We start from the raw sequence: 20,582 nt of genomic DNA, 5'->3' as shown, positions 1-20,582 counted from the left end.
AGTAGCGTAATAAGCTATAATTAATTGTTGTAAGATCAAAATTTTAAAAGAATTATTAACTTTTTTCCATTAACCATAAAGCATTTTCACTTAAGAAAAATATTTTACCATTAGAGGGGTGAACTTGAATATCTCTTATTCTTCCAACATTATTTTTAAATATAAGGTCTTCTTTCACATTAGTTAGATCGTTAAATATTAATTTTCTTAAGGATTTATCTTTTAAAGAAGTAATTAGCGCGTGACCATTCCATTCCTTAAACTCATTTCCTCTGTAAATTGTAATAGCACTAGTAGCTATGGAAGGTACCCAATATTGAATTGCCCTAGTAAAACCTGGCTTCCATTTGGGACCAATCTTTGTTCCTGAGTAATTTTTCCCACCCCAACCTAAAATTTTCCATCCATAATTTTCTCCTTTTTTGACCTCTCCAAACCAATCGCCACCTTTTGCTCCATGATTACTCATATATATTTTTCCATCAAAATCAGAGAGTGTTAAGCCCTGTGGATTTCGAATACCTATTTGATAAACTTCAGGTAACCAGTTTTTCTTTCCTTCAAATTTTGGATTATCTTTTGGAATACTGCCGTCAGTGCGAATTCTGATAATACTACCAGGATGTTTTGTGGGATCTTGAGCAATCATACCTTGGCCCCTTTCACCAACTGATGCATAAATATAGTCACCTTTGATCGCTAATCTTGATCCAAAGTGATAACCAGAATCTATTGGAGGGTTTGCTTGAAAAATATTTTTAAAATCTAACTCTTGTTTATTTAATTGCGCTTTAGCAATTGAGGTACTTGTTTTTGAATTCTTTCTATTTTCTGAATAAGAAATCCACAGCATATTATCTTGGTGAATAATATCTAATAGTCCTCCTTGCCCGACTTCTAAAAAATTAAGATTATGTTTAATCTCTGTAACTTCTTTTAAAACAACATTAACAATTTTAATTTTTCCACTTTTTTCAGTAACAATGATTTCATTATTATTAATAAATGATGATCCCCAAGGTTCATCTAGCTCTATTATTTTAGTGAATATATAGTTGTTGGAATAGCTTTTTGAAGTAAATAAAAGAAAAAAAATTATTAATAAAAAATATTTTTTCACTTTAAGAAAGTTTTGATCTACCGCCATCAACAGCTATTATCTGTCCAGTAATCCAAGAACTCTCTTCAGTAATTAAAAATTTAGCAAGCGCTGCAGAATCTTTTCCTTCACCCAATCTTTTAAGGGGGTGAGCTTTAGCAATTCCTTCTGCAATTGCAGGATTTTTTAACATTGGTTCCGCAATTTTGGATTTTGACAAACTTGGTGCAATACAATTCACCCTAATATGTGGAGCAAACTCAGCAGCCAGCGTAACAGTTAATCCTTCAACAGCAGCTTTAGCAGAGGCAATAATTGTGTGATTAGTAAAACCTCTTTGAGCAGCAACAGTTGAAAATAAAACTACTGAGCCTTTGTTCTTTTTTAAACTTTCCTGAAATCCTTTTATAGCTTCAATGGCCGAATAAAGGTTTAGCTTCATACATTTATTCATATCTGCTTCTGTAACCATTCTTAATGGTTTTAAATCAATTGATCCCACACAGTAAGCAACACCCTTGATATCACTAATATCTGATTTTACTTTTTCTATAAATCCATCTTCTAAAACGTCAGCAACTGTATATGAGCAGCCTAATTTTTCTGCAATAGCTTTAACTTCAATTTCATTTCTTGCTACAAGATGAATATCATTACCTGAATTTTTTAATTGTTCAGCTAAGCTAGAGCCTACAGAACCTGTCGCACCAAAAATAAGATATTTTTCTGACATATAATTTTTATTTAGTTATATTTAACTATGAAATTGTTTTTTATACTTGGAAATCAACTATTTCCATTAAAATATGTAGACCACTTCAAAAAGAACCACTGTTTTTACATGGCAGAAGACTACGAGTTATGTACTTATGAAAAGCATCATAAGCAAAAGATACTGCTATTTCTATCTTCTATGAGATCTTATGCAGATATGCTTAAGACGAATAAATATAAAGTTGAATATTCTAAAATTGAAGACAAAGATTTTAAAGACACCTATTTTAAGAAATTAAAAAGTATCATTGATCAAAAAAAAATTACTGAAATTTCAAGCTTTGAGGTTGAGGATAAATTTTTTGAAAAGAAAATCTCGCAATTTTTAAAAAAAGAAAAAATTAACTGGAATATTGTTAAAACTCCAATGTTTTTAAACTCAAGAGATGAGTTTAAAAGTTATTTAGCAAAATCAAAAAAACCTTTTATGGCAACATTTTATAAGGAGGTTCGTAAAAAATCTGGAATATTAATGGGAGCAGATGGAAATCCTATTGGAGGTAAATGGAGTTTTGATGAAGATAATAGAAATAAGCTACCAAAAGATATGCTAATACCAAAATTTCCAAAAATTAATGAAACTAATCATACAAAAAAATTAAAACCTATTATTGAAAAGTTTTTTAAAGATCATCCTGGAAATACAAATGATTTTTGGTTAGCAACAGAATATAATGATGTGGTTAAACTGTTAGATTTTTTTATTAAAGAAAAATCCAATTTATTTGGTGACTATGAGGATGCCGTTAATCAAAAAGACAATATTTTATTTCATAGCGCATTAAGTCCATACATTAATTTAGGATTGATAACTCCTGAAATTATCATTAAAAAAATTTTAGAATTTCATAAAAAACATAAAATTAGAATGAACTCGCTTGAAGGTTATATTCGTCAGATAATAGGTTGGAGAGAGTTTATGCGTGGAATTTATCAAGGGTACTCTGATGAAATGGAAACTAAAAATTTTTTTAAACATAATAGAAAAATTAAAAAATCTTGGTATGAAGGCACAACTGGTTTGCCTCCATTAGATCATGCAATTAAAAATGCTGTTAACTATGGTTGGTCTCATCATATTGAGAGATTGATGATTTTATCAAATATCATGAATCTTTGTGAGGTGAAACCAACAATTGTTTACAAGTGGTTTATGGAAATGTTTGTAGACTCATCTGATTGGGTGATGGTTCCCAATGTTTATGGAATGGGTTTATTTAGTGATGGAGGTATTTTTGCAACGAAACCATACATTTGTGGATCAAGTTATTTTATGAAAATGATGGATTTTAAAAAAGGGGAATGGTGTAATACAATGGATGGCCTTTATTGGAGATTTATAGATAAAAATAGAAAATTTTTTTTAAAGAACCCCAGACTATCAATGATGGTTTATGTTTTTGATAAAATGAAAGATGAAAGAAAGAAAATGATTTTATCTGAAGCTGATAAGTTTATTAAATTAAATACAAATTAAAAATGTTAAAAAGCTTATTTATTATCTTTTTTTACCAACTTTTAGGTGAAGCTATTCAAAAACTTTTTGCAATAAATATTCCAGGGCCTGTTATTGGTTTAATTTTATTATTATTAACGTTCATATTATTTTCTAAAAACATTAAACAATCTAAGAAAATAATCAAAGAAATTTCTTTGATTAGCCATCAGATTATAAGCTACTTATCATTATTATTTGTTCCAATAGGTGTTGGGGTTGTAATGCATATAAATTATCTAGGAGATAACTTATTCAAAATTTTTAGTATAATAATTATTGGCACACTCGCTACTTTAGTATTAACAGCATTTGTTATGGAAAAAATAATTAACCTAGAAAAGAAAAATGGCAAGAGAAGATAAATTATATAAAATTTGGGTATATTTGCAGGCAGAACCTCTTTTCTGGATCACCCTAACACTAGGAGCATATTTAGTAGGTGATTATTTGTATAAAAAATCTAAGTTAAATCCATTGGTAAACCCTGTTGCAATAAGTATCTTAATTGTTTCTTCAGTTTTATTATTCTTAGATGTCTCCTATGATAGATATTTCGAGGGTGCAAAATTTATTCACTTCATGTTAGGTCCAGCAACAGTTGCTTTGGCTATACCAATTTTTGAAAAAAGAAATTTGATTACAAAAGAAGTTAAACCAATTATTATTTCAATTTGTCTTGGAATACCTTTTGCAATTTTAATTACTTTTTATTTGGGAAAATTTTTTGGATTAAGTAATGAGATGATTTTAACAATGATACCTAGAAATGTGACAGCTCCTATTGCAATGGGTATCTCAGAGCTTATTGGAGGAATACCGTCTTTAACTGCAATAATTACAATAATTACTGGTATAATTGGTGCTTCATTGGGAACCTTTTTATTAAATGTTTTCAAAATAAAAGACATGAGTGCTAGAGGTTTTGCGTTTGGTTTAGCAAGTCATGGCATTGGAACAGCAAGAGCAATGAGTAAAAATAAAACAGCGGGTGTATTTGCTGCTCTAGCGATGGGCCTAAGTGGTATTGCAACTTCACTTTTTGTTTTAATTATAATTAAGCTTCTTATTTAATTTGTGAAAAAAGAAAATTTACCATCAAAGATTTGTATTACTTGTAAAAGACCTTTTGTTTGGCGTAAGAAATGGAAGTTAAATTGGAATAAGGTAAAGTATTGTTCTAAGAAGTGTTCGAAGTGATTTATTTATCTTTATTTGCTATATCTTTTTTAGCTGCAACCATTTTACCATTTTCATCTGAGCTCACATTGTTAGGGTTAATTGCAACATCAAATTATGATAATTTATTATTATTAATCGTTGCAAGCTTTGGAAATATTTTAGGATCTGTTATTAACTGGGCTTTAGGATTTTATTCAAGAAATCTTACCACAAAAAAGTGGTTTCCATTTAAAGATAAGCAAATAAAAAAATCATCACAATGGTTTAGTAAATTTGGTAAATGGTCGTTATTATTTGCCTGGGCGCCAGTTATTGGAGATCCACTAACATTAGCAGCAGGATTACTTAGGATTAAATTTATAGAGTTTTTAATTTTAGTATCGATTGGAAAAGTTAGTAGATACTTTCTTATTTACTATTTCATTTGACAGTTAGAGAAAAAAGTAGTTATATTTAGATGCGCTGAGTTAAGTTAAATTGCAGAGCGCTTTATAAATCCTGCTAAAGCGACACTTCAACCACCGCTTTAGACAGGTGGTTTTTTTTTATCTTTTATAAAATTAAGCCGGGCAGTTGAACCATATTGTGCGCCCTGCATTTGCTAAAGCACTAAAAAGGAGAAAAAATGATTGAGCAATTATTAGCAAATCATATTAAAATTTATCTAACAAAAGAAACTAATAGTGTATTACTAGATGTACGCACAAGTGAAGAACTGTCTGAAATTGGTAGGCCAGATGGAGAAAAAATAGGATTAAAGACGTATTTTTTACCAATAAAATCAGGGCATGAAAGATCATTGGATAAAGATTTTATTAAAAAATTTAAAGAATTGAATATTGATAAGGATCAAAAAATTCTAATAATCTGCCGTTCAGGAATTAGATCACAACTTGCAGCAGAACTTTTGGTGAAAGAAAATTATAATTGTATTAATATTTTGGATGGATTTGAGGGTAATTGTGAAAATGTGGGCTGGAAAGAGGCTGGTCTCCCATGTTGAAAACCAATTTAAAAGGTAAAAATTCAAATATTATTCGAGGAACATTAAATAGAACTGAATTTAGAGAACAATCAGAAAGTATTTTTTTAACTTCTGGTTTTACTTATGAGACTGCAGAGCAAGCAGAAGCAATTTTTAAAGGTGATCAAAAAGGATTTCAATACACAAGGTATGCAAATCCAACAATCGATACTTTTGAAAAAAGAATGGCAGTACTAGATGGTTCAGAAAGTTGTTTTGCTACTGCTAGTGGAATGTCTGCTATTTTTGCTTCTTTAATGTCTCAACTCCAAGCTGGAGATCATGTTGTATCAGCCACTGCTTTATTTGGATCTTGCAGAGAAATCTTAAAAAATGTGATCACAAAATATGGAATAGAAGTAACTTTTGTTGATGCAAAGAATATAGAAAATTGGAAAAAAAAAATAAAACCAAATACAAAAGTTTTCTTTTTTGAAACTCCATCCAATCCTTGTTTAGAGCTAGTTGATATTGAAGCCGTATGTAAATTGGCAAAGAAAAACAATATTAAGGTAGTTGTTGATAATATTCTGGTATCTCCTGTTTTACAAAACCCATCAGAGTTTGGTGCAGATGTAATTGTATATTCTGGTGCCAAACATATTGATGGTCAAGGAAGAACAATGGGCGGTGCAATTTTATGTTCAGAAAAATTTAGAGAAGAAACTTTAAAACCTTTTTTAAGGCATACAGGACCGTGTATCAGCCCATTTAATGCATGGACTTTATCAAAGGGATTGGAAACAATTCAATTAAGAGTTATTGAACAATCTAAAAGTGCAGAAAAAATTGTAGAATTTTTATCAGTACATAAAAAAATTGAACTTATTAATTATCCATTCCAGAAAAATCACCCTCAATATGATTTGGCTAGAAAACAACAAAAGATGGGTGGAAATGTTTTGAGTTTTTATGTCAAAGGCAAAAAAAAAAGAAGCATTTGAATTTTTAAACAATTTAAAGATGATAGACATATGTAATAATTTAGGAGATACAAAATCTTTAGCTATTCATCCGGCCACTACAACACATAGAGTTTTGACTGATGAAGAAAGAAAAAATCAAAACATTCATGAAAATCTGGTAAGATTATCTGTTGGTTTAGAAGATTTTGAAGATATCAAAAATGATTTAGATCAGGCGTTAAATACATTATAAAAAAATAAATTTTTATTTATTAAATATAGTTTAATGGAAGGGTGCTAGTTTGCTTTATTTCTTCCATAGCAAAACTAGTCGTTACATCAGATAAATCTATTTTATTGGTTAGCTTTTTATAAAATTCATCAAATTTTTCTATATCTGGGATCAACACTTTTAATAAATAATCACTTGCACCACTTAGACGATAGAATTCTATTACTTCATCCATCTCTTTGACACCTTCAACAAATTTTTTTGCCCAAGCCATATTGTGTTGACTTGTTTTTATTTGAACAAAAGCCACAGTTGAAAGATTAACTTTTTGTCGATCAATGACCGCTACTTTTTTTTTAATATATCCCTGTTTGTATAGTTTGCTTATTCTCAACCAACATGGTGACGGAGATAAGTTTATTTTTTTTGATAATTCTGAAATTGGAATGTCGGCATTTGTTTGTAGCAATTGTAAAATCTTCTTATCAGTGTCATCCATAGTATTTTGTTCTATATTAGATAATAATTATAGATTATTATACTGTTTTATAACAGTTATCATACTTTATTTAACTTATTTTCCTAAAAAAATTTACTTTTTTAGAATTTAGTACTAAATAAGTCGAAAATCCTGCTAAGGCTATAATAGTTAAATTCTCTGTTTTAGTTGGTAATTTTGCTTGTAACGAAAAATTTGCAAACAAAGTTAGGTATTTATATTAACTTGTACACCTGACATCCAGTCAAAGTACTAAAAAGGAGATAAAAAAATGAACCTAATTAAAAAATTTGTAATATTAATTGTATTTCTATTCACCTCTCAATTAGCTAGCGCAAAAACAAATGCTCTTGTTGATGTTGAATGGTTAAATAATAACCTAGATGATGTTTTTGTTTTAGATATTCGAAATAAAATTGATGGTGGATCATATGAAATTTTTAAAGAAGATCATATACCAAATTCTGTACACTCAGATTATTTAACAGCTGGCTGGAGAAAAAATGTTAATGGAGTTATTGGTCAATTCCCAGGGATTAAATCATTAGATCAGTTAATAAGTAGCATTGGAATTAAAAATACTGATCATGTTATTGTCGTTTATGGTGGGGTTAACTCTACAGATTTTGGAAGTGCTGCTAGAATTTATTGGACCTTTAAAACTATTGGACATGAAAATGTTTCAATTTTAAATGGAGGATTTAAAGAGTGGAAAAAAGCTGGTTATCAAACCGTTTCAGGTGAAAATCAAATAACTCCTAGTTCTTTTAAATCAAAATTAAATAAAAAATATTTTGCATCTTTCAGTGAAGTTAAAAAAGCTGAAAAAGAGAGAAATGGATTATGTTTAATTGATGCTAGACCAGCCGCATTTTTTGCCGGAGAAAAAAAGAAACCAGAAGCTAGAACTGCAGGAAGAATTAAAAATGCTGTAAATTTAGAGCAACAAAAAATAACTAGTGATAATGGAAAAATTAAATCCAAAAGTGAGATAAAAAAAATGTTTACTGCTCTTCAAATAGATGAGTACAAAGGTTATATAAGTTATTGTAACACGGGTCATTGGGCAGCAACGGTTTGGTTTGCTCTAAGTGAGCAAGCTGAAATACCAAATGTAAAATTATATGATGGCGGAATGGTAGGCTGGACAGTTAATCCAAAAAATGAAGTTGTTTCTGGTTAATTTTTAAATGATGTCATCAATAAGTGTTAAATTAAATAAAGTAACATTAATATATGGAATTTTAGTTTCAATTATATTTTGCTATATATTGTTTAACAATATTGGTGACAGACATTTATATGTTTTTTTAATAGGTATTGGATTGGGTATTTCTTTATATCATGCATCCTTTGGTTTTACAGGTGGATGGAGAAAATTCATTGAAAAACGAGACAGTCAATTCTTAAGATCACAATTAATTATGCTCGCATTAGCTGTGATTGTTTTTACTATTTTTATAAATAGTAAAAGTTTTATTTATGATGCTAAAATGATAGGTGCCGTTGCTCCTATTGGTATATCTGTAATTATTGGCTCCTTTATATTTGGATTCGCTATGCAAATAGGCGGTGGATGTGGATCGGGCACTTTATTTACAGCAGGGAGTGGTAATTTAAAGATGATAGTAACTTTAGTTTTTTTTATCTTTGGATCATTAATTGGTTCATATCATTTTGATTTTTGGACACAGTTCCCTTCACTTGGTTCAATCTCCTTACTTAATTCTTATACAAAAATTCAAACAATTCTTTTACAATTAGGATTGATATCTATTTTGTATCTTTTTATTTCAAAGCTTGATTTTGCTAAAAAAATTAATCATTTTGATATCACCAATTTAAAAACTCATTCAAATTTAATTAGAGGAGAGTGGCCACTGATATGGGGTGTAGTCTTATTAGTTTTTTTTAATTTTTTAATGTTACAAGCTGCCGGACACCCATGGTCAGTCACATTTGCATTTGGTCTTTGGGGTGCAAAAATTGCGAGTGCTATGGGGTTTAATGTTGAGACTTGGAGCTATTGGCAGCTATCATACCCAAGCATTGCATTGGAAAATAGTGTTCTTGCAGACCCAACAACTGTTTCCAATATTGGTATTATTTTGGGAGCATTAATTGCATCATCTTTATCTGGAGGGATAAGTAGAATCTCAAATATTAATAAAAAACTAATCTTAGCTGGAGTAATAGGTGGTTTTTTGATGGGGTATGGAGCTAGATTAGCTTTTGGCTGTAATATTGGTGCACTTTTTTCAGGTATTGCTTCAGGTAGTTTGCATGGCTGGGTTTGGTTTTTGTTTGCTTTTTTAGGGTCAATAATTGGTGTTAAGTTTAGAAAATTTTTTTATTAATGAAAATAATTTATCTTTTAGTAATTACCTTTTTTTTTGGAACTTTGATTTTGGATCATGACAATAATGGAGTTATGTATAATCCTTTATTTCATGAAGAAGGAGGTAATTCTATAAATTCTATCGCAATGCCTTGTGGACTTGGTGGTAGTGAAAATCATAGTCATTAATTTTTTTTAATGTTTTAATTAAAACGTTGACAATTTTAATTGTTTGTGATTTTATAATTTAGCGCTGATTTAATTCAAATTGCAGAGCGCTTTATAAATCCTGCTAAAGCGACACTTCAACCACCGCTTTAGACAGGTGGTTTTTTTTTAACTTTTGTAAAATTAAACCGGGCAGTTGAACCATATTGTGCGCCCTGCATTTGCTTAAGCACTAAAAAGGAGAAAAGAGGCCTATGAACTTAACCCTCTTGTTAGAACTTAACCTTTTTTCTCCAAAAACTGGAGAAAAAAAAATGAGTACAAATAGACTAAAAGAAAGATTAGATAAAGGACCTGTTATATGTGCGGAAGGTTTTTTGTTTGAAATAGAAAAACGTGGGTATATGGCATCTGGTGAATTTGTTCCGATGGTATCCTTAGATCATCCTGAAGTGTTAGAAAATTTACATAGAGAATTTCAGCATGCAGGATCTGATATTGTTGAAGCCTTTACTTATAATGGGCATAGAGAAAAAATGCGCATCATTGGTAAAGAAGAACTTCTTGAACCTCTAAACCGTTCAGCATTAAAAATTGCTAAAAAAGTAGCACTAGATACTCCCAAAGGATCAAAACCAAATTTGATGGCAGGTAATATCTCTAATTCAAACATTTGGAAGCATAACGATTCACAATCTCAAAAAGAAGTTGAGGGAATGTTTTCCGAAATGATTGGTTGGGCCGTTGAAGAGGGGGCTGACATGTTAATTGGTGAAACTTTTTATTATGCTGAAGAAGCCTTTAAAGCACTTGAGGTTATGAAAAAAACTGGTTTACCAACAGTATTAACAATATCTCCAATGGGTGAAAATAAAATGAGAGATGGAAAATCTGTTGTTGATACTTGTAAAGAGCTTGAACAGCGTGGAGCAGATGTTGTTGGTTTAAATTGTTTTAGAGGACCAGCAACAATGTTGCCCTTTTTAAAAGAGATTAGAAAAGCAGTTAAGTGTCATGTTGGAGCTTTACCTATTCCTTATAGAACGAGTGAAGATTACCCAACATTTTTTAATTTACCAGATAGAAGCAATTGCCAGTGTCCATCACCACATGGAAGAACATTTCCTACAGCTCTAGATCCACTTCTTTGTAATAGATATGAAATAGGTCAATTTGCAAAATGGGCAAATATTTTAGGAATACATTATCTTGGAGTATGCTGCGGAGCAAACCCGATGTTGATTAGAGAAGTTGCTGAGTCAGTTGGCTTAACTGTTCCAGCAAGTAAATATAGAGAGAAGATGGAAAATCATTTTATGTATGGAAAAAATAAAAGAATTCCAAAACATATGACTGAATACGGAGATAAAGCATAAATTAGATAATTAAAGTTAGTTACCTAGACTTACTAAGTTTAGGTAACTATGTTACACAAACTGATGCTTGAAATATTTATTAAGACATTCTTCTTATATTTTATTGTTATTGATCCACTAGGTAATACACCAATATTCTTAGCAGTTACTCAAAACATGAGCAGCCAACAAAGAATTAAAACCGCATTGAGTGCAACAATAATTGCATCAATCATATTGCTATTCTTTGCATTTCTTGGAAGCACTTTATTAAGTTATTTGAATATATCTTTTCCAGCATTTACAATTGGTGGAGGTATCATTTTATTAATAATTTCTATGGAAATGTTGTTTGATAAAAGACAACAACGAAAAGAAGACGACATTGATTTTAACTCTGAAAATGTAAGTGTATTTCCTTTAGCGACACCCATTATAGCAGGACCAGCTGCAATTACATCAGTCATTGTATCAGTTTCAGATATGGGAAGTAATTTTACAAACCAATCTGTTGGAATGATTGCTTTAGCTTCAGTTTTAATTTTAACTTTTATATTTTTTTTTACTGCTTCAAAATTTTCTCAGATAATAAACAAAAAAGTTATTAGTGTAATTTCAAGAGTAATAGCAATTATTTTAGTTGGGTTAAGTGTTCAATATATTTTAGACGGAATAAAAACTTTTTTAGCTTAAAATATTGTTCTTAAGAGTATTTTAAAATACTATAGATTTGCAATGAATATAATTGTCTTACAGCACATTAAGATTGAAGACCCAGGGTTTATTAAGGATTTAATGTTGGCTGACAATGTTAATTTGACCACCATAGAATTAGATGAAGGTGAAAAAATACCAAATGATCTGACAAAGTTTGATGGAATGTTTTGTATGGGTGGTCCAATGGACACTTACATGGAAAAAGAACACCCTTGGCTAGTTGATGAAAAAAAGAAAATTAAAGAATTTGTTGTAGAACTTAAAAAACCATATTTAGGGTTTTGTCTGGGTTGCCAACTGTTAGGTGAAGTTGTTGGTGGTAAGGTTGTGCAATCTAAGCCTCCAGAAATTGGAATAATGGACATAAATTTTTCTAAAGAAAAAGAAAATGATATTTTATTCTCATCTTTTCCTGAAAAAATTAAAAGCTTGCAATGGCATTCTTATGAGGTTGATGGGTTTGATAACAATAAAGATGTAACAATTTTAGCTTCATCCCCGGTTACTAAATATCAAATTTTTAAATATCAAAATCATGCTTATGGAATTCAATTTCATATTGAAATTAAAGATACAACAGTTAGTGAATGGGGGTGTGTTCCAGAGTATAAGCAGGCTTTAGAGGATCAATTAGGCGAGGGAGCTCTTGATAAATTTGATAAAGCTGCAAAAAATAATATGTCAGATATGAATAACTATTCCAAGATTCTTTATAATAATTTTAAAAAAATATTATGAATAAATTAAAATTAGGACCTGAAGTAAAATTTAAAAAAGCAAAGTTACCATTAAAGAAAAAATTAGTTGGAAATTATACAATTCTTGAACCTTTAAATGTTAGTAAACATTCAAAAGACTTATATTCAGAATACTCAAAAGATAAAAAGAATATAATTTGGACATACTTGCCTTATGGGCCATTCAAAGCTTATTTAAGCTTTAGAAATTGGCTGAAATCATTTTGTTTAAACAGTAATCCTTTTTTTTATACAATTTATTCCAAGAGACACAAAAAATATTGTGGAATGGTGAGTTATCTAAGAATTGAACCAGATCATGGTTCAATTGAAGTGGGACACATTAATTATTCTCCACTTCTTCAAAATTCGGTTGAAGGAACTGAAACGATGTATTTAATGATGAAAAATGCCTTCGAAGTTTTGGGTAACAGAAGATATGAGTGGAAATGTAATAATTTAAATTTAGCCTCAAAAAAAGCGGCTTTAAGATTGAGTTTTAAATTTGAAGGAGTATTTAGACAGATGTTTGTGTTTAAAGGTAGGAGTAGGGACTCAGCTTGGTTTTCGATTTTAGATAAAGAATGGCCTAAAAATAAAAAAAGATTTTTAAATTATTTAAAAAAAACAAATTTTGATAAAAATTTTAAACAAATAAAAAAAATATGAATAATAAATTTTTTGAATGGGCAGGGGTCTTTACAGCAATTCTTTATTCTATATTTGTAGCCCTAAACATTGGAATAGAGTTTTTGGGATTTTGTTTGTTACTGTTATCTGCTATTTTAATTGGTATCTGGGCATATAGAGGAGGTCACAAGGGAATACTTGTACTACAATTTTTTTATGCCACAGCCGGTATAATTGGAATGATACGTTGGTTTTAATTAAAATTAGCAATAATTTTTGGAATGTAATTTTTAAAGTTAAAAAACCCTTTATTGCAATATTGCCAAGAGAATTGATCTAATTTTCTGTATAAAAATTTAATATTTTTTAATTGATTATTTTGAATAAAATCTAAATTTTCGCCAACAGTTGGATAGATTGCATAAACCTCTTCAGTAATATTTTTTAAACCATTAATGTTAATAGTTTCACAATTAACTAATTTTTCTTCTAATCTTATTTTTTGATCCTCTAAAAGATTAGCTTTAAATTTCAACAACTTTTCACTTAATTTGATAGTTCTATTTATATCATTTGAGACTAACAAAATTTTTTTAAATTTATGTTCTTTAAAATCAGAAAATTCAAATGTCATATTATTTTCAAATATTAATAAAGTTTTATCTTCAGAAATCTCAGGATTTTCAAAGCTCTTATTGGTAACTGAATATATTTTATCACTGGATATAGGCTTGGCATTTTCATTAAGTTTTATGTTTTTAAATCTATTATTTGTAAATTTATTAATATTCCATTCACTTGCGAGGTAATGCTTGCCTTGAGTTTGAACTCCGGCCACCCATCTCCAACCAAGAGTGTTTGATGCAGTATCACCATCATAAAGATGTTGCATAAAAAACTCAGCACCCAATTGCCATGGTAATTCTAGTGTAAAAATCCAAATACTCGCAAACCACATTCTAGTGTGGTTATGAAGATAATTGTTTTCTTTAAGTTCAATTACCCATTGATTAAAACAATCTACATTTGTCTTTCCTTTAATTGCATCCAAATAATTTTGATTGTTTTTGAATTCATCTTTAATTTTACCTAGTTCATTCAAGTAATCTGACCAAGCATTAGGTCTTAATTCTAGCCAACCTTTCCAATAAACGCGCCACAGAACTTCTTGAATAAATTTTTCATTTTTTGCAAATGAAAACTTTTTAAGAGATTTATCAATTACCTCTAATTCATTAATTAATCCATGAGTTATGTATGGAGATAGACAAGAAATATTTGTTCTTTTATCAGGTCCAAAATCAAAATTTCTTAGTTTTGAATAATCTGTAAGATTCTGTTCAATAAAATTATTTAATTGATCAACGGCTTTAGCCCTTGAAGCTTCAAATATCATTTTTTAATTATTTAGATTTTCTTTTCTTTAGGCCTAATTTATCACTATGTCTTAATCTAAGAATAACTATTGCAGATGCAATTAAAACTATAGCTATAGCTTCATAGACTAATGCTGATGGATCCATTTCTTTTCCTTGTAATATAATAAATCGTGCGAGAGCAGTGATAGCAATTAAAAGAGGCAAAGTTATACTGATTGATTGCTGATTCCAAAAAACACGAACCATTGCTAAGACTTCTAAATAAAGAAACATTAAAAGTAAATCTGCTAGCATCACAGATTGATTTAGAAACATATTATTAATTTCCATACCAACAGCAATTACAGTGCTTACTAAAATAATGCACATTAGTGCTAGCTGTAAATTTTTTGCTATTTTATCCATTACTTATCTTTACTAAATGGTAGCCATTTTTCAAACACTGATTTTGATGGACCATCATATGGAATTGAATAAGAGCTGGGGTTAGGACTTGTTAAAATTTCTATTCCCTTAGAAAATACAAAGATAAATACAATAACAAATACAATAACCATGATTTTAAATGGATCAAAATTTTTGGTTTTGAAAACACTACCAGATTGTGCCTCTGCTTTATGAAAATGCTTGAATGTCATGTAGACTGCAAAAATAAGTCCAACGTGTGCTATGTAAAGACCAGCCCAACCAAAGGCAAAAGATGTATAAGAAAAAATATATAAACTAAAAACAGTTGTCCAAACGAAGCTTAGAACTAATAAAATTTGTAATCTCACAGATCTTGGCAAAGATCTTAGGTCGTTTTTACTGTCATCAAATAAAATATTTGCTGCATCTATCATCCAATTTTTTAGTGCTTCCATATAACCAGAATAGATATTTATACGTTAAAGGCAAAGGATAAAGTGTCCTTTAATTTTTAGCTTAAATTGGACTTTATTACATCCTTTAAATTTGCAGAGCTTTGAGCGCCTGAAATAACATCTGTTCCTATTTCAAAGAAAGGCACTCCATTAATTTTTTTTTCTCTTGCAACTGGAATATATGAATTAACTTCTTCAATATTTTTTGAATTAAAAAAATTATTAATTACATCTGCATTAATATTAAATTTTTTTCCAATATTAATTAAGATTTCTTTATCTCCAATATCAAGACCATTAATAAAATATGATTGATATATTTTTTCTTTAATTTCGATGTGTACACTAGATTGTTCAGCTAATTTTATTAATAAGTGAGAAAATACAGTATTGGGTGTTTTCTTTATCTTATCTAAATCAAAATTAAGATTTTCTTTTTTGGCTTCTTCTATCATTCGATCATACATCGGTTGAGCAAGTTCTTTTCCACCAAACTTTATTTCTAAGTACTCGCTTCTTTCAATTCCTTCTTTAGGCATGTCGGTATTTAGTTGAAATGGAACATGTTCTATTTCAAACTTAGTTTCAGGAAAGGCCTCTAAGGCTTTATTTAATCTTGTCTGACCAATAAAACACCATCCACAAATTGTGTCAGCAAATACTTTTATTTTCATTAATTTATGAACGAAGCTTTTGTTTATGAAAGTTAATAAATCTTTCTATGTTTGATTTATTAAAGGTTTTATTTTCTTCAAAAGAAACTTTTTTCATTGAGTAAGCGTTACTTTTTGTCTGTCTAGACATTATGGTGATATTACCTTTGTATAATTTAAGCTTAACAGAGCCATTAACTTTATTCTTTTTAAGGTCGACAATTTTTTGAAGTTTAAATCTTGCTTTTGAGTACCAATAACCATTATAAATAAGTTCAGCATATTTAGGCATAATTTCATCTTTTTTATGCATAGTTTCTTTATCTAAAGTAACAGATTCAATTGCTCTATGAGCAGACATTAATAGTGTTCCACCAGGTGTTTCATAAACACCTCTAGATTTAATTCCAATAAATCTGTTTTCAACTAGATCAACTCTACCTATTCCATTTTTACCAGCAACATCATTAAGTTTTTCTAATAAATTTCCAGGTGATAGTTTTTTCCCATTAACAGTTATTGGATCTCCATTTTTAAATCCTATAGTTACAAACGAAGCTTTGTTAGGTGCTTTTTCAGGTGACACCGTTCTTTGAAAAAGAAACTCAGGAGCTAAATTTTTTGGGTTTTCTAAAACCTTACCTTCAGTTGATGTATGATATAAATTATCATCAATAGAAAAAGGAGGAGCACCTTTTTTATCCGTAGGAATTGGAATATTATTTTTTTTTTGCATATTTAATTAAATCTGTTCTAGAGTTTAATTTCCATATTCTCCATGGTGCAATAATTTTTACCTTTGGCCCAAAGTAATGATAGCCTAATTCAAATCTTACCTGATCATTTCCTTTGCCAGTTGACCCATGTGAAACGGCATAAGCTCCAAATTTTTTAGCAGTAGCAATTTGACGTTTTGCAATTAAAGGTCGAGCAATTGAAGTACCCAATAAATAAACACCCTCATAAATTGCATGCCCTCTAAGCATTGGAAAAACGTAATCTTTTACAAAAACATCTTTTAGATTTTCAATAATAATATTTTTAACACCTAATCTTTTGGCATTCTTTATGATTTTTTTTCTATCAATTTCTTGACCTACATCAGCAGTGTAGCAAATAACCTCTGCCTCATAATTCTCTTGAAGCCATTTTAAAATAATAGAAGTATCTAGTCCGCCTGAGTATGCGAGGACAATTTTTTTTTTAGATTGCATTTATCTAGCTACAATTTGCTTTGGTAGCATTATAAGCTTTAGTGAAGCCTAGTAGAGAATAATGATCAATTGTTTGAGAACCTTTTTGGTTGTAACCTGTAATCATAATTCTTGATCCTTTTTTCATTACTTTGATCATTTTATTTTCTCGTTTATTATCAGTCATCCAGGCAAATCCCTCTTGAGCAATATCAAATTTGTATTTATTTTTTCCAGAAGTAGCAGTTATAGAATTTTTAGTATTAAATTCATAACCAGCTGTAATACTTATTTCATTAGTAATTTTTTCCCCAGGTCTAAAAGTAATAAATAGCCTAGCATCTCGCTGACTTTTTTTTGGAGCTTGTAGAACAGGTTTAGACTGTGTGAAACACACCTTGCCAGCATCAGAATTTATCACATAAGTATCCCAGTCTTTATGTTTTCCCATTTTTTTAACTTCTTCAGCATTAATCTGGCTGATAAAAGTAGTAACAAAAATTACGATTATAAAATTTTTAATTACGGACATGGGTTAGGGTAAGTTTTTTGTACTTCATTTATTTCATTAATTATATCTTCAGTTAGGTTTATATTTACACTTTCTATATTTGTTTTCAACTGCTCCATTGAAGTTGCACCAATGATAACTGATGTTACAAAAGGTTGAATTTCTAAAAATTTCAAAGACATTTGAGTTAAATCAAGTTTGTTTTTTTTTGCTATTTCATAATATGTATCTATAGCTTTATCAGTATTGGGTTTTGCATATCTAGTCCAAAAATCACCATCTCTTTCCATTCTAGAGTTTTTTGGTAATTGTTTATTTCTATATTTTCCAGATAAATAACCACATGCAAGAGGAGAGTAGGCAAGTAATCCTGCTTGCTCTCTAATAGATATTTCTGCAAGTCCAATCTCATAAGTTCTATTTAATAAATTATAAGGATTTTGAACGGAGAGCATTCTTGGTAAATTTTTATCTTTTGAAAGCTCTAAATATTTAGATAATCCCCATGGTGTTTCATTTGATACACCAACGTATTTAATTTTTCCTTGATCAATAAATTTTTTTAAATTTCCTAGAATATCTTCAAACCTAGTCCATTCATTACTATCAACATGTTCATAGCCCAGCTTACCAAAGAAATTTGTTTTTCTTTCTGGCCAATGTAATTGATACAAATCAATACAATCAGTTTTTAATCTTCCTAAACTTCCCTCAAGTGCTTCTGCAATATTCTTTTCTCCAAATTGATTTTCACCACCTCTTACATACTCTCTCATTGGGCCACAAACTTTTGAAGCTAAAATTACTTTATCTCTTTTTTTTGTTTTTTCAAACCAGTTACCAATAATCGTCTCAGTATGACCAAAAGTTTCTTCTCTTGGAGGAACAGAATAAATTTCTGCAGTATCCCAAAAATTTACACCTTGATCTAAGGCATAATCCATCTGCTCAAAACCTTCATTTTGGGTATTTTGCTCACCCCAAGTCATAGTACCAAGACAAATAGTGCTTACTTTTAAATCTGTATTTCCTAATTTTTTATAATTCATGATTATTTTAATCTTATTAAGACATCTTGAAATAATAGTAAAAGGCTATTATATATGTCTTATGGAATTCAATAAACAAAACATATTAAATAAAGTAAAAGAAGCTCAACAGTCAACCGTAGTAATGGATGAAGGTTTAAGAGCCTACATGCTAAAAGTCTATAACTACATGGCAACTGGAATTTTATTAACAGGAATAGTTGCACTTTTAACATTCAAAATGTCGGTTGTTACAAATGATGCTGGATCTATTGTAGGTCTAACTTCAATGGGTAATGCAATTTATATGTCAGGACTAAAATGGATTGTTATGTTGGCACCCTTAGGAATTGTTTTTTATATGAGTGCTAGAATGAATAAAATGTCAGCATCATCTGCTCAAACTACTTTTTGGGTTTTTGCATCACTAATGGGCTTATCATTATCATCGATTTTATTAGTTTATACGGGCATGAGCGTAACAAGAGTTTTCTTTATCTGTTCAGCAACTTTTGGTGCAATGAGCATTTATGGTTATACGACTAAAAGAGATTTAACTAAACTAGGTTCGTTCTTGATGATGGGATTAATTGGAATTATTATTGCATCTATAGTTAATATTTTCATGAAATCTTCAATGATGTATTTTGTAATATCTATTTTAGGTGTTTTAATCTTTGTTGGATTAACAGCTTATGATACTCAAAAGATTAAGAATATGTACGCTGCTAGTGATACAGGTGAGATTATGGGTAAAAAAGCTGTAATGGGTGCTTTAACTCTTTACTTAGACTTTATAAATTTATTTATAATGTTGTTAAGATTATTTGGACAAAGACGATAGTCTTTATTATTTCTTAAGGTTTTTCCAATTAGTATTTTTAAGTAAAATTTCTAGATCAAAAGAATTTTTAAAAACATTACCATTATAGTCTGTAATTAAATATTTTAGATTTTTATTGCTTGGTTTAAAGTTTTTACAAATTTTATATAAAGCATTCTCTGCTGCATTTTTAAATACACTAAAGCTAACCTGTCTGTTAGAAATATTTAAACCATAGTCCTTCCAAGATCCCTCAGAAACCATTTTTGCATATAGATCTAAAATGATTTTAAGTTCGTTTTTTTCAAAAAATTGTCTTTCATCTATTTGTTTATGAGAATTATTTACGACTAACTTTAAATTTCTATTCATCAAGTTTGTGTTTATTAATCAATGATATCTGAAATCCAGTAAAAACAAGGGTTATTGGCAGCATTCCCCACACCTTAAAGTTAACCCAAAATTCTTCTGTTTGTGTTCTCCAGACACATTCATTGAGGATTGCAAGACCAAAGAAAAAATACATCCATCTTTTGTTTAATAATTCCCAACCCATGTCAGTTAGGGCAATTGATTTACCCATAATCTTTTTAAGAACAGGCTCATTTGTAAAATATTTTCCAAAATATAAAGCAAGGGCAAATAAAATATTAATAATTGTTGGTTTTACATAAATAAAAACTGGATCATTAAAATAAATTGTTAGACCCCCAAAAAATGTAATTAAGATACCACTTATTAAAGGCATCATAGGTATTTTTTTTTTCAAAAAACCAGACAACCACTAGTGCAATTAATGTTGCAACTATAAGTGGAGGAATTGCAACTGCTAGGTTTTTATCATTGTTATAATAATAATAAAAAAATATAGCTAAAGGCCCAAAGTCTGTGGCAAATTTGAGAAAAGATTTATTCACTTGACAGATATTAACATAATAAAAAAAATATAAATGTTTTTTATTGATTTTTATTTTTAA

The 20,582-nt window shown here is 29.5% G+C and carries 25 protein-coding genes, 3 pseudogenes and 3 riboswitches; of the genes and pseudogenes, 16 read left to right on the top strand and 12 right to left on the bottom strand.

Going from position 1 to position 20,582, the window contains the following annotated elements; translation table 11 throughout:
- Window positions 1–55 precede the first annotated feature (55 nt).
- On the bottom strand, window positions 56–1,147 hold the full coding sequence (locus tag ABXT52_RS06735; protein ID WP_415271786.1) for a PQQ-dependent sugar dehydrogenase: 1,092 nt from the start codon (window positions 1,145–1,147) through the stop codon (window positions 56–58).
- Window positions 1,122–1,832, bottom strand: coding sequence for an SDR family NAD(P)-dependent oxidoreductase (locus ABXT52_RS06730; protein WP_415271785.1), 711 nt, complete (start codon window positions 1,830–1,832; stop codon window positions 1,122–1,124). The genes ABXT52_RS06735 and ABXT52_RS06730 overlap by 26 nt, the downstream gene beginning before the upstream one ends.
- 27 nt (window positions 1,833–1,859) lie before the next feature.
- On the opposite strand from ABXT52_RS06730, the gene ABXT52_RS06725 reads away from it, so the two are divergent.
- The 7 genes and pseudogenes from ABXT52_RS06725 to metZ all read left to right on the top strand — a co-directional run bounded on the left by ABXT52_RS06725 (window position 1,860) and on the right by metZ (window position 6,732).
- On the top strand, window positions 1,860–3,350 hold the full coding sequence (locus ABXT52_RS06725) for a cryptochrome/photolyase family protein (RefSeq protein ID WP_415271784.1): 1,491 nt from the start codon (window positions 1,860–1,862) through the stop codon (window positions 3,348–3,350).
- Between the two features lie 2 nt (window positions 3,351–3,352).
- Window positions 3,353–3,733, top strand: a complete 381-nt coding sequence (locus tag ABXT52_RS06720; protein WP_415271783.1) for a CidA/LrgA family protein — start codon at window positions 3,353–3,355, stop codon at window positions 3,731–3,733.
- Window positions 3,717–4,442 (top strand): LrgB family protein, encoded by a 726-nt coding sequence (locus ABXT52_RS06715; protein ID WP_415271782.1) that lies wholly within the window; start codon window positions 3,717–3,719, stop codon window positions 4,440–4,442. The genes ABXT52_RS06720 and ABXT52_RS06715 overlap by 17 nt, the downstream gene beginning before the upstream one ends.
- Window positions 4,443–4,445: 3 nt before the next feature.
- Entirely contained in the window at window positions 4,446–4,568 is a 123-nt protein-coding gene (locus ABXT52_RS06710; RefSeq protein WP_415271781.1) for a DUF2256 domain-containing protein, read from the top strand.
- The gene (locus ABXT52_RS06705; protein WP_415272531.1) at window positions 4,565–4,978 is read left to right on the top strand and encodes a YqaA family protein; all 414 of its coding nucleotides are present in this window, start codon (window positions 4,565–4,567) and stop codon (window positions 4,976–4,978) included. Before ABXT52_RS06710 ends, ABXT52_RS06705 begins: the two co-directional genes overlap by 4 nt.
- Window positions 4,979–5,108: 130 nt before the next feature.
- Window positions 5,109–5,173: riboswitch (SAM riboswitch) on the top strand.
- A 2-nt stretch (window positions 5,174–5,175) separates the two neighbouring features.
- Window positions 5,176–5,553, top strand: a complete 378-nt coding sequence (locus tag ABXT52_RS06700; RefSeq protein WP_415271780.1) for a rhodanese-like domain-containing protein — start codon at window positions 5,176–5,178, stop codon at window positions 5,551–5,553.
- Window positions 5,547–6,732: pseudogene (gene metZ, locus ABXT52_RS06695) on the top strand (O-succinylhomoserine sulfhydrylase). The gene ABXT52_RS06700 and the pseudogene metZ overlap by 7 nt, the downstream one beginning before the upstream one ends.
- 19 nt (window positions 6,733–6,751) lie before the next feature.
- Here metZ and ABXT52_RS06690 read toward each other — a convergent pair.
- Window positions 6,752–7,210 (bottom strand): Lrp/AsnC family transcriptional regulator, encoded by a 459-nt coding sequence (locus ABXT52_RS06690; protein ID WP_415271779.1) that lies wholly within the window; start codon window positions 7,208–7,210, stop codon window positions 6,752–6,754.
- Window positions 7,211–7,410: 200 nt separating this feature from the next.
- Window positions 7,411–7,476: riboswitch (SAM riboswitch) on the top strand.
- A gap of 5 nt (window positions 7,477–7,481) precedes the next feature.
- Between ABXT52_RS06690 and ABXT52_RS06685 the strand changes: the two genes are divergently transcribed.
- The 8 genes from ABXT52_RS06685 to ABXT52_RS06650 all read left to right on the top strand — a co-directional run bounded on the left by ABXT52_RS06685 (window position 7,482) and on the right by ABXT52_RS06650 (window position 13,412).
- Entirely contained in the window at window positions 7,482–8,393 is a 912-nt protein-coding gene (locus ABXT52_RS06685) for a sulfurtransferase (protein WP_415271778.1), read from the top strand.
- A gap of 10 nt (window positions 8,394–8,403) precedes the next feature.
- Window positions 8,404–9,567, top strand: coding sequence for a YeeE/YedE family protein (locus ABXT52_RS06680; protein WP_415271777.1), 1,164 nt, complete (start codon window positions 8,404–8,406; stop codon window positions 9,565–9,567).
- Entirely contained in the window at window positions 9,567–9,737 is a 171-nt protein-coding gene (locus tag ABXT52_RS06675; RefSeq protein WP_271626539.1) for a transporter, read from the top strand. The genes ABXT52_RS06680 and ABXT52_RS06675 overlap by 1 nt, the downstream gene beginning before the upstream one ends.
- Before the next feature lie 160 nt (window positions 9,738–9,897).
- Window positions 9,898–9,962, top strand: a riboswitch (SAM riboswitch).
- Window positions 9,963–10,030: 68 nt separating this feature from the next.
- Window positions 10,031–11,092 (top strand): homocysteine S-methyltransferase family protein, encoded by a 1,062-nt coding sequence (locus tag ABXT52_RS06670; RefSeq protein ID WP_415271776.1) that lies wholly within the window; start codon window positions 10,031–10,033, stop codon window positions 11,090–11,092.
- A 63-nt stretch (window positions 11,093–11,155) separates the two neighbouring features.
- A complete protein-coding gene (locus tag ABXT52_RS06665) occupies window positions 11,156–11,764 on the top strand; it encodes a MarC family protein (protein ID WP_415271775.1) in 609 nt (202 codons plus the stop codon).
- A gap of 42 nt (window positions 11,765–11,806) precedes the next feature.
- Window positions 11,807–12,526, top strand: coding sequence for a type 1 glutamine amidotransferase (locus ABXT52_RS06660; protein ID WP_415271774.1), 720 nt, complete (start codon window positions 11,807–11,809; stop codon window positions 12,524–12,526).
- Window positions 12,523–13,194 carry a GNAT family N-acetyltransferase gene (locus ABXT52_RS06655; protein ID WP_415271773.1) on the top strand — a complete coding sequence of 224 codons (672 nt, stop codon included), beginning with the start codon at window positions 12,523–12,525 and terminating at the stop codon, window positions 13,192–13,194. The genes ABXT52_RS06660 and ABXT52_RS06655 overlap by 4 nt, the downstream gene beginning before the upstream one ends.
- Window positions 13,191–13,412, top strand: a complete 222-nt coding sequence (locus ABXT52_RS06650; protein ID WP_415271772.1) for a hypothetical protein — start codon at window positions 13,191–13,193, stop codon at window positions 13,410–13,412. Before ABXT52_RS06655 ends, ABXT52_RS06650 begins: the two co-directional genes overlap by 4 nt.
- Here ABXT52_RS06650 and ABXT52_RS06645 read toward each other — a convergent pair.
- The 7 genes and pseudogenes from ABXT52_RS06645 to ABXT52_RS06615 all read right to left on the bottom strand — a co-directional run bounded on the left by ABXT52_RS06645 (window position 13,409) and on the right by ABXT52_RS06615 (window position 18,803).
- A complete protein-coding gene (locus ABXT52_RS06645; RefSeq protein WP_415271771.1) occupies window positions 13,409–14,551 on the bottom strand; it encodes an FAD-binding domain-containing protein in 1,143 nt (380 codons plus the stop codon). The two genes, ABXT52_RS06650 and ABXT52_RS06645, sit on opposite strands and share 4 nt — an antisense overlap.
- A 7-nt stretch (window positions 14,552–14,558) precedes the next feature.
- Window positions 14,559–14,939, bottom strand: coding sequence for a phosphate-starvation-inducible PsiE family protein (locus ABXT52_RS06640; RefSeq protein WP_027306873.1), 381 nt, complete (start codon window positions 14,937–14,939; stop codon window positions 14,559–14,561).
- Window positions 14,939–15,397, bottom strand: coding sequence for a hypothetical protein (locus ABXT52_RS06635; protein ID WP_168606968.1), 459 nt, complete (start codon window positions 15,395–15,397; stop codon window positions 14,939–14,941). The genes ABXT52_RS06640 and ABXT52_RS06635 overlap by 1 nt, the downstream gene beginning before the upstream one ends.
- 56 nt (window positions 15,398–15,453) lie before the next feature.
- Entirely contained in the window at window positions 15,454–16,071 is a 618-nt protein-coding gene (locus ABXT52_RS06630) for a DsbA family oxidoreductase (protein WP_415271770.1), read from the bottom strand.
- A 4-nt stretch (window positions 16,072–16,075) separates the two neighbouring features.
- A pseudogene (locus ABXT52_RS06625) lies at window positions 16,076–17,264 on the bottom strand (argininosuccinate synthase).
- Between the two features lie 4 nt (window positions 17,265–17,268).
- On the bottom strand, window positions 17,269–17,775 hold the full coding sequence (locus tag ABXT52_RS06620; RefSeq protein WP_415271769.1) for an invasion associated locus B family protein: 507 nt from the start codon (window positions 17,773–17,775) through the stop codon (window positions 17,269–17,271).
- On the bottom strand, window positions 17,766–18,803 hold the full coding sequence (locus ABXT52_RS06615) for an aldo/keto reductase (RefSeq protein WP_415271768.1): 1,038 nt from the start codon (window positions 18,801–18,803) through the stop codon (window positions 17,766–17,768). The genes ABXT52_RS06620 and ABXT52_RS06615 overlap by 10 nt, the downstream gene beginning before the upstream one ends.
- 61 nt (window positions 18,804–18,864) lie before the next feature.
- On the opposite strand from ABXT52_RS06615, the gene ABXT52_RS06610 reads away from it, so the two are divergent.
- Window positions 18,865–19,626 (top strand): Bax inhibitor-1/YccA family protein, encoded by a 762-nt coding sequence (locus tag ABXT52_RS06610; RefSeq protein WP_415271767.1) that lies wholly within the window; start codon window positions 18,865–18,867, stop codon window positions 19,624–19,626.
- 6 nt (window positions 19,627–19,632) lie between these two features.
- On the opposite strand, the gene ABXT52_RS06605 is transcribed toward ABXT52_RS06610, so the two are convergent.
- A complete protein-coding gene (locus ABXT52_RS06605; RefSeq protein ID WP_415271766.1) occupies window positions 19,633–19,977 on the bottom strand; it encodes a DUF2794 domain-containing protein in 345 nt (114 codons plus the stop codon).
- Window positions 19,970–20,522 (bottom strand): annotated as a pseudogene (locus ABXT52_RS06600) (septation protein A). Before ABXT52_RS06600 ends, ABXT52_RS06605 begins: the two are co-directional and overlap by 8 nt.
- Window positions 20,523–20,582: the final 60 nt, after the last annotated feature.

It is taken from the genome of Candidatus Pelagibacter sp. Uisw_121 (genome assembly GCF_047722545.1).
In the GTDB taxonomy this organism is placed as follows: Bacteria; Pseudomonadota; Alphaproteobacteria; order Pelagibacterales; family Pelagibacteraceae; genus Pelagibacter.
Note: the sequence above shows the minus strand (reverse complement) of the source record. Positions and strands in the feature narration are given on the sequence as shown.

What these genes read in the sequence shown, in the direction of transcription:
- ABXT52_RS06735 (WP_415271786.1), bottom strand. Translation starts at nt 1,147, where the DNA reads ATGGCGGTAGATCAAAACTTTCTTAAAGTGAAAAAATATTTTTTATTA.
- ABXT52_RS06730 (WP_415271785.1), bottom strand. Translation starts at nt 1,832, where the DNA reads ATGTCAGAAAAATATCTTATTTTTGGTGCGACAGGTTCTGTAGGCTCT.
- ABXT52_RS06725 (WP_415271784.1), top strand. Translation starts at nt 1,860, where the DNA reads ATGAAATTGTTTTTTATACTTGGAAATCAACTATTTCCATTAAAATAT.
- ABXT52_RS06720 (WP_415271783.1), top strand. Translation starts at nt 3,353, where the DNA reads ATGTTAAAAAGCTTATTTATTATCTTTTTTTACCAACTTTTAGGTGAA.
- ABXT52_RS06715 (WP_415271782.1), top strand. Translation starts at nt 3,717, where the DNA reads ATGGCAAGAGAAGATAAATTATATAAAATTTGGGTATATTTGCAGGCA.
- ABXT52_RS06700 (WP_415271780.1), top strand. Translation starts at nt 5,176, where the DNA reads ATGATTGAGCAATTATTAGCAAATCATATTAAAATTTATCTAACAAAA.
- ABXT52_RS06690 (WP_415271779.1), bottom strand. Translation starts at nt 7,210, where the DNA reads ATGGATGACACTGATAAGAAGATTTTACAATTGCTACAAACAAATGCC.
- ABXT52_RS06685 (WP_415271778.1), top strand. Translation starts at nt 7,482, where the DNA reads ATGAACCTAATTAAAAAATTTGTAATATTAATTGTATTTCTATTCACC.
- ABXT52_RS06680 (WP_415271777.1), top strand. Translation starts at nt 8,404, where the DNA reads ATGTCATCAATAAGTGTTAAATTAAATAAAGTAACATTAATATATGGA.
- ABXT52_RS06675 (WP_271626539.1), top strand. Translation starts at nt 9,567, where the DNA reads ATGAAAATAATTTATCTTTTAGTAATTACCTTTTTTTTTGGAACTTTG.
- ABXT52_RS06670 (WP_415271776.1), top strand. Translation starts at nt 10,031, where the DNA reads ATGAGTACAAATAGACTAAAAGAAAGATTAGATAAAGGACCTGTTATA.
- ABXT52_RS06665 (WP_415271775.1), top strand. Translation starts at nt 11,156, where the DNA reads ATGCTTGAAATATTTATTAAGACATTCTTCTTATATTTTATTGTTATT.
- ABXT52_RS06660 (WP_415271774.1), top strand. Translation starts at nt 11,807, where the DNA reads ATGAATATAATTGTCTTACAGCACATTAAGATTGAAGACCCAGGGTTT.
- ABXT52_RS06655 (WP_415271773.1), top strand. Translation starts at nt 12,523, where the DNA reads ATGAATAAATTAAAATTAGGACCTGAAGTAAAATTTAAAAAAGCAAAG.
- ABXT52_RS06650 (WP_415271772.1), top strand. Translation starts at nt 13,191, where the DNA reads ATGAATAATAAATTTTTTGAATGGGCAGGGGTCTTTACAGCAATTCTT.
- ABXT52_RS06645 (WP_415271771.1), bottom strand. Translation starts at nt 14,551, where the DNA reads ATGATATTTGAAGCTTCAAGGGCTAAAGCCGTTGATCAATTAAATAAT.
- ABXT52_RS06640 (WP_027306873.1), bottom strand. Translation starts at nt 14,939, where the DNA reads ATGGATAAAATAGCAAAAAATTTACAGCTAGCACTAATGTGCATTATT.
- ABXT52_RS06635 (WP_168606968.1), bottom strand. Translation starts at nt 15,397, where the DNA reads ATGGAAGCACTAAAAAATTGGATGATAGATGCAGCAAATATTTTATTT.
- ABXT52_RS06630 (WP_415271770.1), bottom strand. Translation starts at nt 16,071, where the DNA reads ATGAAAATAAAAGTATTTGCTGACACAATTTGTGGATGGTGTTTTATT.
- ABXT52_RS06620 (WP_415271769.1), bottom strand. Translation starts at nt 17,775, where the DNA reads ATGTCCGTAATTAAAAATTTTATAATCGTAATTTTTGTTACTACTTTT.
- ABXT52_RS06615 (WP_415271768.1), bottom strand. Translation starts at nt 18,803, where the DNA reads ATGAATTATAAAAAATTAGGAAATACAGATTTAAAAGTAAGCACTATT.
- ABXT52_RS06610 (WP_415271767.1), top strand. Translation starts at nt 18,865, where the DNA reads ATGGAATTCAATAAACAAAACATATTAAATAAAGTAAAAGAAGCTCAA.
- ABXT52_RS06605 (WP_415271766.1), bottom strand. Translation starts at nt 19,977, where the DNA reads ATGAATAGAAATTTAAAGTTAGTCGTAAATAATTCTCATAAACAAATA.